Annotated in this window: 8 protein-coding genes and 1 pseudogene; 3 read left to right on the top strand and 6 right to left on the bottom strand. The window is 71.0% G+C overall.

The window, feature by feature from the left end; all coding sequences use genetic code 11:
* Both ACFQS9_RS21230 and ACFQS9_RS21225 read right to left on the bottom strand, forming a co-directional pair.
* Positions 1-426: pseudogene (locus ACFQS9_RS21230) on the bottom strand (TIGR03118 family protein); the annotation flags it as partial.
* 23 nt (positions 427-449) lie between these two features.
* Entirely contained in the window at positions 450-1,169 is a 720-nt protein-coding gene (locus ACFQS9_RS21225) for a hypothetical protein (protein WP_378408262.1), read from the bottom strand.
* A gap of 466 nt (positions 1,170-1,635) precedes the next feature.
* Here ACFQS9_RS21225 and ACFQS9_RS21220 point away from each other — a divergent pair, with 466 nt between their 5' ends.
* From ACFQS9_RS21220 to ACFQS9_RS21210, 3 genes are read left to right on the top strand one after another with little or no spacing between them, the layout of a single operon-like run.
* Positions 1,636-3,192, top strand: a complete 1,557-nt coding sequence (locus ACFQS9_RS21220; protein WP_378408260.1) for a TIGR02677 family protein — start codon at positions 1,636-1,638, stop codon at positions 3,190-3,192.
* Complete coding sequence (locus ACFQS9_RS21215; RefSeq protein ID WP_378408258.1) at positions 3,189-4,613, top strand: TIGR02678 family protein; 1,425 nt, start codon at positions 3,189-3,191, stop codon at positions 4,611-4,613. Before ACFQS9_RS21220 ends, ACFQS9_RS21215 begins: the two co-directional genes overlap by 4 nt.
* A gap of 21 nt (positions 4,614-4,634) precedes the next feature.
* Entirely contained in the window at positions 4,635-8,810 is a 4,176-nt protein-coding gene (locus tag ACFQS9_RS21210) for a TIGR02680 family protein (RefSeq protein ID WP_378408256.1), read from the top strand.
* 103 nt (positions 8,811-8,913) lie between these two features.
* On the opposite strand, the gene ACFQS9_RS21205 is transcribed toward ACFQS9_RS21210, so the two are convergent.
* The 4 genes from ACFQS9_RS21205 to mshC all read right to left on the bottom strand — a co-directional run bounded on the left by ACFQS9_RS21205 (position 8,914) and on the right by mshC (position 14,067).
* Positions 8,914-9,294, bottom strand: coding sequence for a hypothetical protein (locus ACFQS9_RS21205; RefSeq protein WP_378408254.1), 381 nt, complete (start codon positions 9,292-9,294; stop codon positions 8,914-8,916).
* A 184-nt stretch (positions 9,295-9,478) separates the two neighbouring features.
* Positions 9,479-12,139: a LuxR C-terminal-related transcriptional regulator gene (locus tag ACFQS9_RS21200; protein ID WP_378408253.1), complete on the bottom strand. Its 2,661-nt coding sequence runs from the start codon at positions 12,137-12,139 to the stop codon at positions 9,479-9,481.
* Between the two features lie 89 nt (positions 12,140-12,228).
* Entirely contained in the window at positions 12,229-12,789 is a 561-nt protein-coding gene (locus ACFQS9_RS21195) for a sugar O-acetyltransferase (RefSeq protein WP_378408251.1), read from the bottom strand.
* A 36-nt stretch (positions 12,790-12,825) separates the two neighbouring features.
* The gene (mshC, locus tag ACFQS9_RS21190) at positions 12,826-14,067 is read right to left on the bottom strand and encodes a cysteine--1-D-myo-inosityl 2-amino-2-deoxy-alpha-D-glucopyranoside ligase (RefSeq protein ID WP_378408249.1); all 1,242 of its coding nucleotides are present in this window, start codon (positions 14,065-14,067) and stop codon (positions 12,826-12,828) included.
* Between the last annotated feature and the right edge of the window lie 46 nt (positions 14,068-14,113).

The following is a 14,113-nucleotide window of genomic DNA, read 5'->3' as shown; positions in this document are numbered from 1 at the left end:
GGGCGCGGGGTTGAAGATCACCCCGGTGGTCTTGCCGATACCCGCCTCGGAGGTGTCCGAGTCGGCGCCCGGCACGGTGACCTCCCGCAGACCGTCCTGATGCAGCTGCCGCAGCGCCGGGTCCGGTGAGGCCGTCACGTCGCCGACGAACTCGAAGGAGGTGCCGCCCGCGCCCACCCAGAAGTGCCCGCCCGCGCCCTTGGGCCGGATGGCCACACCCCACGCGTTGACCATGTCCGGGAGGGTGAACGGGGCGGCGTACTGGTCGCCGGTCGCGGCCAGGTTCGACTGCGCGTAGCGATTGCCCGGCAACGCCTCGAGCGCATCCGTCTCGGTCGACGGCGATGTACACGCCGCCGTCAACGCCACGGCCGCGCCGATTGTGAGGGCCGAGGTCGTCCTGGCCCGCAACCTTTGCAACGTCATATGGTGTTTCCCTTCGTAGCTGTCTATCTCGACGAGTACTCGGCGTTCCAGAAACCGATCCCTACCGCGCCCCACCAACACACTTGGGAGATCGTCGCGGTGCTCGCTCCCCACACGATCAGTCGACGGGTCAGCGGAGCCGAAACCTGCTGCGTGATACGCCGACTCAAGACGAGCGCCTGTAAACCGTTGACTGTCAGGACCAGAACCAGAACCATCTTGATCCGCGTCAGCCCGGATGCGAGGTTCGGTTCGAGCAACGCACCGCTGGCGACCAAGCCGGCGAGACCTGCCCAGATGGGCAGATGGAGGCGTCCGGCGCCGCCGATCGCCTCGGCGAGCGTGCACCGACCGGACAGCCACACCACGACGAGGTAGTCGGCGACCAGCACGGCCCCGAATCCGAGCACGAGAGAGGCGAGGTGAACGAACAGGGCAACGGTGTGGAGTATCGGATCCACGTCGACGTGTGCGGAAATCCACAGGACCGCAGCCATGAGCGCCGCAGACACGAGAGCGGCCGCCGAGACGATCCACCACGAGTCATGGAGCGCGTGCGGGCGGTTCGGCACTGCCGCAAGCCAAGTGGGTTGCTGCTCTGATGCTCTTCCGGGGGGCGTGCGGAGATGCTGAGGCCCCCACGTCACCGCCGCGGGCGCAGGCTTCGACTGCCGGGGCGCGCCGGGGGAATCCGGAGGCGAGGCTTCCGGGGTGGCGCCGACGAGATCGCTGATGTCATACAAGGGATCGGTCCTGACAATCGGGGCGGGCGAGAATCCGATTCCGCGCGGCTCTTTCCGCGAACAGCGCCGGACGCCGCGAAGATTCGACACAGATGCCGGTGTCGGCGTGCGCTGCCCCGAACGCCCAACACCGTCGATGCATGACCGGACTCCGGTGCGGACCGGTCACATCGCGCCGGCGATCATCACGCCGCCGCCCGCAGTGCGAACGGCATCGCGCAACAACAGCCAAGCCTGCCCTTTGTGAGGGCCGCCTAAGTAAAAGTCTTCGGTTGACCGAAATCAACCCCTGTGGCAGTAATCACAAACATGAAAACCTGCTGGTGACAAGCTTGCAGACCGTCCAGTTCGCCGGGCGTCCCCACCGCATGCACCGCTGATTCCGTGGCTCTCCCACACGTCGGGAACCCGCCCGAGTACCGAGTTGAACGCCGTTCCGATCCGCCGCTCCCCTACCCTGTTCACGATGAGTGATTCCGGAACGGCCAGCGCGGGCCCGCACGAGACGTTCGCGCGCGACGACCGGCTGCGCCTGTTCGCCTTCACGAGCGCGGAGAAGCGCGCGGAGTACCTGTGGGTGCTGCGGGCGTTCGACCACGCCAGGGCGAACTACGTCGTACTGCTGCACGCGGGCGAGATCGCGGAGATCCTGGGCCGGATCACGGGCGACGACCAGACAGGCAGGCTCGCCGCCGACCCCACCGGGCGGCTCGCCGCCGACTCCACTGGGCGGCTCGCCGCCGACGAGATCACGCCGCTGCTCGAGCAGCTGCACCTGTGGGGCGTGCTCGAACGCAGCTACGACGGCACCCGGGCGGCCACCCTCGCGGAGTACCGCAACCGGCACTTCGTCTACCAGTTCAGCCAGGCCGGCTACCAGGCGTTCCGGGCCGTCGAGGACGTGCTCGGCGCCCGGCTCGAGGACGCCTCGCTCTCCCGCCTCGCGCTCCCCGACCTGCTGTCGGACATGCGCGAACTCGCCTCCGCGAACCGCACCGCGGACAGCGACCTGATCTATCGCAAGCTCAGCCGGCTCGACTCCACACTGTCGGACATGGCGACCAGGGCGGCCCAGTTCTACCTCACCCTCGGCGACCTGGTGCGCACCACGGAGATCACCCCCGAATCGTTCCTCGCACACAAAGATGCGCTGCTCACCCACATGCGCGAGTTCAGCTCCGACCTCGCCCGCTATGCACCCAAGCTCGCCGAGGCGATCGCGGCCGTAGAGGAGACCGGCGTCGACCAGCTCATCGCCAGGGCGGCCGCCAGCGATGAGCGGGTGTTCCTGACCGTCCACGAACGGGAGGACGACTGGCGGGCCCGCTGGTCGGGTCTCAAGCACTGGTTCGTCGCCGACGCGGGCGTCAGCGAATCGGACCGCCTGCGCGAGGGCACCATGAGCGCCATCGCCGCGGTCCTCTCGCTGCTGCGCCGCGTCACCGAGACCCGCAAGGGCGGTGTGAGCAGGGAGAGCCAGCTGCGGCACCTGGCCGGCTGGTTCGCCGCGACCCCGACGGAGGACGCCGCGCACGCGCTGTACCAGGCCGTGTTCGACCTCGGACGGCCGCGGCACCTGTCGATGGTGCACCCCGACGCCGACATCATCCCCGAGTCGCGCTCCTGGTGGGATGCCCCACCGGTGGAGATCTCACGCACCCTCGCCGAGACCGGACGCACCCCGTCCCCCGGCCTGCCAGGACGAGTACAGCGCAACGACGCCAGCATCCGCCGCCTGCGCGAGGGGCAGCTCGCGGCGCAGCGCGCCCGCGCCACCGCCGCCCGGTCACTGGCCACCGGTGGCGTCTATGACCGGGTTCTCGACGAGGAGGAGACCGAGGTGCTGTTGAGCCTGCTCAACGCCGCGCTGACCGCGCGGGTGCCGGTGAGCGGCCGGGTCAGCAGCTCGACCGGTGCGGAGAACGGGGTCCGGTTGACGCTGCGCCCACACGACGTCTCGACCACGGTGCAGACCGCGCGCGGAAGGCTGCACCTCGACCGGTTGCAGGTGAGCGTGCAGTGAGGGCCCGCGAGATCCCGCCGCTCGCCCTCGACTCCTATCAGCGCGCGGCCCGAATCATCCTCTCGAATCACCTTGTCACCCAGAGCTATCCGGACCGGATCGCGCTACCGCTGCTGCGCCGATGGGCCACCGAGCTGCGCGAGGACCTGCTCGAGCTGTTCGGGTACCGGCTCGAGGTCACCGAGACGACGGCACGGCTGTTCACCGTGGCGGACCGGCTCGACCCGACGGCAGCGGCGAGGACCACCACCGAACGCACCTTCGACCGTCACCGCTACGCCTACCTGGCGCTGTGCCTCGCGGCACTGGGCCGGGCCGGGAACCAGATCACCCTCTCGGAGCTGGCTGACCATGTCGCGGCCGACGCCGCCCAGGTCGACGGTGTCGAACTGTCCACCGAACGGGCCCCCGACCGCGACGCGTTCGTCGACGCGGTGGGCTGGCTGGCGGCCAGAGGTGCCATCACGCTCGCAGACGGCGACGCGGGCGGCTGGGCAGCCAATCCCAGCGCGGGCGAGGCGCTCTACGACATCGACCGGTCCGTCGTGGTCGCGCTGTTCCGGCCGCCGCGGGCCCTCCAGCACCTGACCTCGATCAGGGGCCTGCTGGCCGGCGCGGACTCCCCGGCCCCCGACGAGGACGGGTATGTGCCCGAGCGGCCCGCCGACCCGAGGGAGACCGCGAGACGGGTGCGACGGGCGTTGGTCGAACGCCCGGTGGTCTACGCGGACGAACTCGACGACGAGGAGCGCCTGCAGCTCGCGCTGCCACGAACCGCGGCGGACGTCGAGACGCTGACCGGCCTCGTCGCCGAGAGACGGGCGGAGGGGATCGCGCTGATCGACACCTCCGGTCGCATGTCGGACCTGCGCTTCCCGAGCACGGGCACCGTCGCCCAGGTGGCATTGCTCCTCGCGGGCGAGATCGCGGACCGGGTGCTGGACCCCGACGCGGACGAGCTCGACCGGGTGCCCGCCGCGCCTCCGCGCACCGCCGCTCTGATCGATGCCCTCGACGGCGCCATCCCGGCGGGGAGCGTCTTCCACGGGCTGGCCGAACGACCGGCACACGACGGGGCACCGGTACCCGCGGCCGACGACGCGGAGCCGACGCTGTTCCCGTTCGTCGAGGACGCCTGGATCGCCGCCGCCGTGGCGGAGCTGGTGCGCCGGTTCGGCAGGACCTTCGCTGCTCAGTGGCAGGCCGACCACGACGGATTGCGGCAGCAGGCCGTCGCGCTGCTGGACAAGCAGCGACTGGTCCGACTCACCCCGGGAGGCGTGCTGGTGCTCCCGGCATTGGCGCGCTACCGCGGCGTCGTCGTGAGCATCCGCGACCGGGCGAGTCAGCCGGAACTGTTCACCGAGGGCCCCGACCCGACTCCCCAGCCCCTGTCCGAACCCGTCCCCAGCGACCAGTAGAGAAGTAGAGGCAGAATTCGCATGGCAAGTGCGCGCTTTCGCCCGACCCGGGCCGGGATCATCAACCTCTGGGACTACCGTGACCAGGAGTTCTCCTTCGCCGACGGCCGCCTGGTGCTGCGCGGGCCCAACGGTTCCGGCAAGACCAAGGCGCTCGAGGTGCTGTTCCCCTTCGTGCTCGACGGTCGCATCGAGCCACGCCGGCTGAACCCGTTCGCGGGCGAAGAGCGCACCATGAAGTCGAACCTGCTCTACCGCGGCCAGGACAGCGCACACTCCTATGTCTGGATGGAATTCGCCCGCGGATCGCGGGACGAACCCGAGGCGGTCACCGTCGGCATCGGGATGCGGGCCACTCGGCAGAACGACAAGGTCACCCGGTGGCATTTCGTCGCCGAGGGACGGGTGGGAATCGACTTCTCCCTGCTCGGCGACGACGATCGACCGCTCACCAAGAGGCAGCTCGCCGATCAGATCGGCACCGATGCGATCACCGACCGACCGACCGACTACCGGGCCGCCATCGACGCCCGGCTCTTCGGTCTCGGCGCCGAACGGTACGACCAGCTGATCAACCTGATCCTCACGCTGCGCCGCCCGCAGCTGGCGAAGAACCTCGACCCGAAAGGTTTGTCGCAGGCATTGACCGACGGCCTGCGACCGCTCGACGAGCAGCTGGTGCTCGAGGCCGCCCGCTCCTTCAGCGACATGGAGGAGGTCGGGCGCGCGCTCGAAGGCCTGGCCGCCGCCGATCAGGCCGCACAGGGTTTCGTCGGGGTGTACACCAAATACCTTCGGCAGCAGGCGCGCACGGACGTCGAGCAGGTCTCGCGTCGGCTCGAGTCCGTCGACCACGGCATCGTCGCGCTGGCCGAGGCGGCGCAACTGCGCGGCCGCCGTCAGGAGGAGCGGGTCGCCGCCGAGGAACGGTTCGACGCCGCCGAGAGGGCACTCGACCAGGGCCGTTCCGACCTCGAGACCCTGCAACGTTCCGGGGCGTACGAGGGCAAGCAGCAGCTCGACGACCTGGCCGCCGTCGTGGCGCAGCTCAAGCTCTCGACCGAACAGCAGATCGACAAGGCCCACAAGGCGCAGGCCGGCCTCGAGCAGCGCGCCGACGAGGCCGCCAAGTCCGCGAGCGCCGTGGCCCGCGCGGTGGCGGCGCTGACCCGCGCCGAGGACGAACTGCAGTCGGCGGCGGAGGACGCCGGGATCGCGTGGACGCCGTTGCCCGCGACCGCCCGCCCAGACCAATTCGCGGCCGCGGTGCGTGGCCATGCGGAGGAGCGCGACGGCGATGTACGCGCGGTGCGGGCGGCGCTCGGCACCGTCGAGAAGGCCGGGACCGAGCGCACCCGCGCCGACCGCGCCTGCGCCCGCGGCGCCGAGTTGCTCGAAACGGCCAGGGCGGCCGTCGCGGAGGCCGAGGCGTCGACGGAGCTCGCCCGGGCCGAATGCGCTGCGGCGCTACGGTCCTGGTGGACCGACCACTCCGCCCTGTTCGCCTCCATCGGGGTGGGCGGCACCCTGTTCGATGCACTGGATTCGGCCCTCGCGGCGGTGGGTGACGACGAAACACCCGGCCTGGCAGCGGTGCTCGCCGATCACACCGAGGCCGGACTGGACGCGATCCGGGCCACCCGGGCGCAAGCCGAGCTGAAGGCGGACCAGTCGGCCGCGCTCGTCACCGAGTTGTCCGCGGATCGTCGCCGTGTCTCGGCCGAAACCGACGACGCGCCACCCCCGTTCGCGGCCAGGACCGGTTCCCGCGACGAGCTGATCGGGGCGCCGCTGTGGCGACTCGTCCGCTTCGCCGACGGGGTGAGCGCGGAAACGGCTGCGGGCGTCGAGTCCGCGCTGCAGGCAGCGAACCTGCTCGACGGCTGGGTGTACGGCGGCGACACCGCCCCGGACGCCGGATCGCAGCAGTACCTGGTGGCCCTGCCCGAACCGGACCGGCCCAGCGGTCCGACGCTGGCCGACGTGCTGACCGTCGAGGCGGACGCCGGGGTTCCCGAGGCGAGGGTGCAGGCCGTCCTCGCCTCGATCGTGCTGCACACCGAGCCCGCCGACGCCGGCGGCGTGGTCGGGGTCGGAGTCGACGGATGCTTCTGGCAGGGCGTGCAGCGGGGCCGCCACACCAAGCCCGACGCCGAGTACATCGGCGCCACCGCGCGGGCACGGCGACGGGCGCTGCGGCTGTCCGAACTCGACCGCGCGATCGCCGGGGCCGAACAGACCCGCACCGAAGCCCTTGCCGCGCACCAGGAGGCAGGCGAGCTGGCCGCACGGCTCGCGGCCGCGTCGAAGGCCCTCCCCCGCACCACCGCGGTGCTCGGCGCGCTCAAGTCGGTCACCGAGGCCGCGGGCGCCCTGCGCACCCGGTCCGAATCCACCGCGACCGCGCAGCGCGAACTGGATCAGGCGATCGCGGATCTGGGCGCGAAGGAGAAGCAACTGCGCTCGGCGGCGGTCGCACATCGGACCCCGCACGTGGGCCGGGAACTGGACTCGCTCGCCGCGGCGACCCGGCATTTCGAGAAGCAGGGCGACCTGGTGCAGCGCTGCAGGCGCGAGCACGACAAGGAGGTCGAGCACCACCGCGAGTCGGACGACCGCCACAGCGAGGCACGCGCGATCGCCGAGGAGTTCGCCGAGGAGTCCGCGATCGCCGAGGAGAACTACGCGCAACAGGTCCAGCGGCTCGAGTTGCTGCGCGACAACCTCGGCGCGAGCGCCGAGCAGATCGACGCGGACCTGGAGCGGGTCCGCACCCGGATCGAGGACCTCAAGACGGAACAACGCGCGGCCCGCAAGGCCAACGAGTCCGCCGTCGAGCAGATCGGCAAGGCGGAGGGCGCCCACAACGCCGCCATCGACGCGCTGCGCAGCGCGCTCACCGAGGCCAGGGCCGACGCGGACCGGTTGGCTCCGTACGCCCGCCGCGACCTGCTCGAACTGCTGGGTGTCACCGAGAACCACTCCTGGCCGGCGAGTGCGGCCGCGTGGCTGACCGCGGATCAGATCGTCTACCGGATCCAGAACGAGGAGGGGGCGGGCGCCGGGGTCTCGGTGCTCCCGGACGAGGTGGCCGCGCTCCACCGGGCGCTGGCGGCGGCGACAGAGTCGGTTCGGGTCAGCGACGGGGCGCGCAAGTCCACGAGGACGGCGCTGACCACCGCTCTGCAGGACTTCGACGCGCAGCTCGCGGCGGCGGGTCAGGACTACCGGTTGCAGTGGGACGCGCCAGACGGGCTGACCACGGTCCGGGTGCAGGACGAACAGGGTTACTCCTCGATCGGCGAATTCGCGCACCGGATCGCAGGCGCCCGCCTGGATCAGGAGCAGCTCCTCACCGAATCCGAGCGCAGGATCCTCGAGGACGCGCTGCTGACCGGCCTGGCGCAGCAGATCCACGAACGCACCGTCGACGCGCGCGCGCTCATCGCCCAGATGGGCACCGAGATGCGCGAGCGGCGGATGTCCTCGGGCAACACCATCGGGGTGCACTGGGTGCTGGCCGACAACCTCGACGAGGGCTCGCGGGCGATCTCCAGGCTGCTCGACCGCGACGCGTCCGCGCTCGACGCGAACGAACTCGCCACCATGCGGGCGCATTTCGCGGCGCAGATCCGCATCTCGCGGGCCGCGCACCCGGAGCGGTCGTACCCGGAGATCCTCGCGACGGCCCTCGACTACCGACGCTGGCGGGTCTTTTCCTTCACGTTGATCGGTGGCGACGGCAGCGAGGATCGGCTCACGGTGGCACGGCACGGCGCCCTCTCGGGCGGCGAACAGTCGGTGTCGCTGCATCTGCCGCTGTTCGCGGCCGCGCATGTGATGCTGTCGTCCGCGGACCCCCACTCGCCGCGACTGCTCGGTCTCGACGAGGCCTTCGCGGGCGTCGACGACAACGGCCGCAGCGAATTGCTCGGGCTGAGTGTCCAGTTCGATCTGGACCTGTTCATGACCGGCTACGACCTGTGGGTGACCTACGCGGGCGTGCCCGGGTGCGCGCACTACGACCTGGCGCATTCGACCGCGGAGCAGTCCGTGAGCGCGGCCCTGTTGGTCTGGACGGACGGGGAACTGCTGGCCGAGCACGACGGCAGCGACCTGGCGAGCGCCCTCGGTTCTCCGCTGCGGCGCCGGGTCCTGGCCGCCGCGGAGGGCGGCCTGGAGTTCGCGCCGGTGTGAGCGCGGCGGGCTCCGATCCGAAATGAGGTGACCCTGCCTCGGGTCGCGTGCTCGTGCTCAGCGACCGCGAACCCTTCGATGTGCCGGTACGCCGCCAGCTCCTTCAGCTTGGGCGCACCTTCGTCGGGGCGGACGTTGACTCGGCATCTTCGGCCCGCCGGGCCGAGCGCCGCTGCGGCGAGTACGGGCCGTGCGCGTCGAGCACGGCCCGCAAGGCCGGCTGCTCAGCCGCCAGCTCGTCCCACGCCATGCTCGGCGGGTTTCCGTCTTCGATCGCCTGGTCCAGCTTCGCGGCAAAGTGATTGGTCCAGCGGTGCTGCAGGGCCAAGATGAGGCCATCGATACCACCGAAGAGACGTCCGACGTCTGGCAGGTTGGCGAACAGCAGCGGCGACTGCGCGTCAGCCGCTGCGCGCTCCAGAACCGTCGTGATGATTGCGGTGCGTGCGTGGAAATCGGACCATGACATCCTGATCGCCTCCATGATTGTCGGTGTGCCAATGGGATCGAAACAATTCTCGGCAGGAGGAGGAGTCATCGAGGGAGTAGTGCGCTACCCCATCTGTTGACCGAGGGTGCAGCGCACTACCCCATCTGTCGATCGAGGGAGCAGCGCGCTACCCCACCTGGCAGGAGTGAGGAGCCGGTTGTGGCGGGTCGGTCCGGCCTCAGGTCCCGGGAGACTCTTCACGGATAAGGGCGGCGAACTCCGCGCGGTTGGTGAACCCCAGCTTGGTGCCAGCGCGGTAGATGTGTCCCTCGACGGTGCGGACCGACATCGTCAGGCGGTCGGCAATCTGCTGGTTGGACAGCCCCTGGGCCACCAGCGCACCGATCTCGCGTTGCCGGGCGGTCAGCGGCAGCGGCCGGGCCGCGAGGGCCAGCGCCGGGGTCCGGGCGCCTTCGCAGTCCTTCGCCAGCCGGTGCGCACGCGCGGCGGCGGCGGTCGCGGACCCGCGCAGCCCGTGCTGGGTGTAGGCGGTGGTCGCCTGCGCGGCGGCATCGGCTGCCGCGAGCAGGTCCCCCATCTGCTCGAGCCGCTGGGACACTTCGAGCAGGGCGTGCCCGTCGTCGGCCGCGAGTGCGGCCGCGTGCGCCGCGGCGGCGGGTGCCCGTGGCCCGTCCACCAGCGTGGCGAGTTCGGTCAGTCGTTCGGCGACGGTGCGGTCACCGAAGGACACCGCGGTGTGCAGCGCGAAGACCTCGTGCGCGAGCTGCCCCGTCGCCCTCGCGGTGTCGGCGGCCTCGTGCGCCAGTCCGATGGCCTGGCTGACCGTGCCCTGGGCAGCCGCCACCCACGCCCGGGCCAGGATGATCTCCGGTCGGATCCAGTGGAAGGCGTTCGGCGCCCGGCGATCGCGGATGGCCCCGTCGAGGGCATCCAGTTCCCGCTCGGCGGCGACCGCGGCACCGGACATGGCCACCGCCTGCGTCAGATTCAGCTGACACAGGAACGCCCAGACGGGCTGATCACATGCTCCGAATCCGGTGTGCGCCTCTCGCAGGAGTCGTTGCGCGGAGCGCAGCGTTCCACGCCCGAGCGCTGTGTAGCCCAGGAGGAACACTGCCGCCACGGTTCCGATGCCCGGTACCTCCCCGGTGTCGTCACGCTGCTCACGCGCAAGCGCTTCGGCTTCGTCGAGGTATCCCCCGAGGCGCAACACATTGATCTGGAAGAACTTGACACGGAGCAGCAGCAGCCGCCCCTCCGCTATCCGGGCCGCCGCGGTGGCAGCCCGGTCGATGACAGGTCCGATCTCGTCGACACGGCCCACCACCCCGAGCCCCAACGTCAGACCCCAGCTCGCCATCCCGACCGCCAGATCGGGCAGCGACGGTGATTCGAGCGCCTTCGTCGCGGCGCGGATCGCGTCTTCCGGCCGGCCGAGATCAGCTGAAATCGCTGCACGCAATGCACTGACCTCGGCCCCGACGTCGATTGCCGGTGCGAGCGGGTCGACCGCGTCCAGCGTGGCCTCGGCCTGGTCTGGCCGGCCGAGTCTCCAGAACAGATTTCCCGCCCGCAAGAGTGCGACCTGCACCCGCTGCTCGTCGGTGGCCGCCCGCAGCGCGAGCGCCGCCGCCTCACGCTCGGCATCGTCGCCCTGATTACCCAGGCACAGGGCGTAGACGAGCAGGAAGTGTGGAATGTACCCGCCGCCGGCGCGCACCGCCGCATCGGCGAGCCGCGCCGCCAGGGCGGCGTCACACAGCTCGAGGGCCCGCTGGGCGGCCGCGGTGAACATGTCCGGATCCGCCTCGCCCTCGGCGCCCAACGCGGCATCGGCCTCGAGCGTGAGCACTGCCCGGCGCAGAACATCCGCGCCGCCGTGCTCGTCGGCCTCCCCGAGCGCCTGCGCAACACGGCGGCACACCCGGGCCGCCCGCAGTGGGCCGGTCCGCATCCGCCGCACCTCCCCGTACAGCGGATGCGCGAGGCGCGCCTGCAACGGTTCTTCGTCGCTGGCCACCGTCACCACACCGCTTGCCTCGGCCGACTCGACCGCGGCCGGGTCGGTCATCCCGACGAGCAGGGACAACGGCAGCGGCTCGCCGAAGGCGAGAACGTCCACCACATCCAGCACCGGTTCCGACAGGTTCCCCATCCGGGCCTCGACCAGCTCGGACAGGCCCGACGACACCACGGGCGGCCCCTCCCACCGCCAGACCCCGCGGATCTCCCGCAGCCGGGTGGACTCGACACCGCTGTCGACCAGCTGCCGCAGATACAGTGCGCTGCCCCGAGCCAACGCGCACAGGCGGGCCGCGGTGGCGCTGTCGACCGGGCCCCCGAGCACCATCTCGAGCAACTCCGCCGTCTCGGCCTCCGACAGCGGCTGCACCTCGCACCGGTCGAGGTACCCGTCCTTCCACAGACCGGTGATCGCGTCCGGCGCTCGCTCCCCGCTGCGCACGGTCAGGAGCACGGTCGCGGCCCGGCGGATGACCAGGTGCTGCACAAGAAGCGACGACAGGTCATCGAGCAGGTGCGCATCGTCGACCGCGACCACAACTCCGGCGGTGCCCGCTCCGTCCACCAGCGCCGCTGTGGCCCGCTGCACCACCCGCGATTGATCCCGGCCCGTCACCGTCAGCACCCCGGCGAACGCGCCCAGCGGTAGCACCCGCGCGGACGCCGTCGCCGGAACCCACCTGGCCACCGCTCCCCGCCGCGCGGCCACCGCCAGCGCCTCCCGCGCCAGCCGGGTCTTGCCCACCCCCGCCGCGCCTGCGAGCATTACCCCACCCGGCCCGTCTTCCCGCCGCAGGGCACGATCGATGAACCGCAGTTCCTCTCCCCGCCCGGTCAGCGGCCACGCCGCCTTCATGGGCCAAAGCCTAATCCGAAATACGTCCGGGGCCACCACGGAAGGTTTGATGCACGCGTCGGTGGTACACCTTTCAAGGAGACAACCAGCTACGGCAGGTCCCGGATCACCCGGCACGGGTTGCCCGCCGCGAACACCCGCGGCGGAACGTCCTTGGTCACCACGGAGCCGGCGCCGATCACCGTGTCGTCCCCGATGGTGACGCCGGGACAGACGATGACTCCGCCACCCAGCCACACGTTGTCGCCGATCACGACCGGCGCCGCCGACTCCCACCGCTGCCGCCTCGCCTCGTGGTCGGACATCGGGTGCAGCGCGGTGAGCAGCTGCGCGCGCGGGCCTATCGACACGTCGTTCCCGATCGTGATCGGCGCGCAGTCCATCAGGATCGCGTCGTAGTTCAGGAAGCTGTTCGTACCGATGGTGATCAGCGATCCGTAGTCGCACTGGAATCGCGGCATGATCCAGGAGCCCTCGCCGATGGACCCGAGGAGCCGGCCCAGCAGGTCCAGGCGCAACGAATCCTCGTCGGCCCCGGTGGCATTGAACCGGTCGAGCAGGCGCTGGCACGCCTTCCGCTCCGCGACCAGGTCCTCGTCGTTGTCGCGGTAGAGCTCACCGAGCAGCATTCGATCCCGTTGTTCCCCCACGGCGTCGACCCTAGTCGACGGTGACGGAGGCGCAGCTCAGCGCAACGACACCCCGAGCAACCCGTCGACGGCGTCCGCGAACGCGGCGGGCGCGGACTCGTCCGAGCCGCCGTGGTCCACGGCCCACCGGGCCCAGGCGTCGACGGCGTCGATCGCCTTCGGGGTGTCCAGGTCGTCGGCCAGGTGCTGGCGCAGCCGGGCGATGGTGTCCTCCGCGGACTGCGCGGACCCCAGCGCCGCGGCGCGGCGCCACAGCGCCAACCGCTCTTCGGCCGCGGCGAGCACGTCGCCGGTCCACGCACGGTCGGTGCGGTAGTGCCCGGACAGCAGCCCCAGCCGGATCGCCATCGGGTCGACGCCCTCGCCGCGCAGCTTTGACACGAAGACCAGGTTGCCGCGGCTCTTCGACATCTTCTCGCCGTCGAGGCCGATCATCCCGGTGTGCACGTAGTGCCGCGCGAAACGCCGGTCCAGCACAAGCGATTCGGCGTGGGCGGCCGAGAACTCGTGGTGCGGGAAGATCAGGTCGCTGCCACCGCCCTGGACGTCGAACCCGGAGCCGATCCGGTTGAGCGCGATCGCGGAGCACTCGACGTGCCAGCCCGGCCTGCCGGGGCCGAACGGGGACGGCCAGGACGGCTCGCCCGGCCGCTCGGCGCGCCACACCAGCGCGTCGAGGCGGTCCTGCTTGCCCGCCCGGTCGGGGTCTCCACCGCGCTCGGCGAAGAACCGCTCCATGGTGTCGCGGTCGTACCCGGACTCGTAGCCGAACTGCTCGGTGGCGTTGGCCCGGAAGTAGACGTCCGGGTACTCCGCGTCGTCGACGACATATGCGGCGCCGGCGGCGAGCAGCTTCTCCACCATCTCGACGACCTCGTTCACCGATTCGACGGCACCGATGTAGTCGCGGGGCGGCAGCACCCGCAGGGCCTCCATGTCCTCGCGGAACAGCGCGGTCTCCCGCATCCCGAGCACCACCCAGTCCTCGCCGTCGCGGGCCGCACGCTCGAAGAGCGGGTCGTCGACGTCGGTCACGTTCTGCACGTAGTGCACCTCGTGCCCGGAGTCGCGCCAGAGCCGGTTGACCAGGTCGAAGGTCAGGTAGGTGGCGGCGTGCCCGAGGTGCGTCGCGTCGTAGGGGGTGATCCCGCACACATACATGGTGGCGGTCTCGCCCGGGGTGACCGGCCGGACCCGGCGGTCCGCGGTGTCGAAGAGCCGCAGCGGCGGACCCTGACCGGGAACGGAGGGAATGGCTGTGTCGGACCAGGACTGCATGGGACGAGCCTATCGGAGGGCTCGGAGTCGGCCGGAACGCGTTCCC

This window comes from Rhodococcus daqingensis (genome assembly GCF_042665615.1).
GTDB classification, from domain to species: domain Bacteria; phylum Actinomycetota; class Actinomycetes; order Mycobacteriales; family Mycobacteriaceae; genus Rhodococcus_G; species Rhodococcus_G daqingensis.
Note: the sequence above shows the minus strand (reverse complement) of the source record. Positions and strands in the feature narration are given on the sequence as shown.

What these genes read in the sequence shown, in the direction of transcription:
- ACFQS9_RS21220 (WP_378408260.1), top strand. Translation starts at nt 1,636, where the DNA reads ATGAGTGATTCCGGAACGGCCAGCGCGGGCCCGCACGAGACGTTCGCG.
- ACFQS9_RS21210 (WP_378408256.1), top strand. Translation starts at nt 4,635, where the DNA reads ATGGCAAGTGCGCGCTTTCGCCCGACCCGGGCCGGGATCATCAACCTC.
- ACFQS9_RS21205 (WP_378408254.1), bottom strand. Translation starts at nt 9,294, where the DNA reads ATGGAGGCGATCAGGATGTCATGGTCCGATTTCCACGCACGCACCGCA.
- ACFQS9_RS21200 (WP_378408253.1), bottom strand. Translation starts at nt 12,139, where the DNA reads ATGAAGGCGGCGTGGCCGCTGACCGGGCGGGGAGAGGAACTGCGGTTC.
- mshC (WP_378408249.1), bottom strand. Translation starts at nt 14,067, where the DNA reads ATGCAGTCCTGGTCCGACACAGCCATTCCCTCCGTTCCCGGTCAGGGT.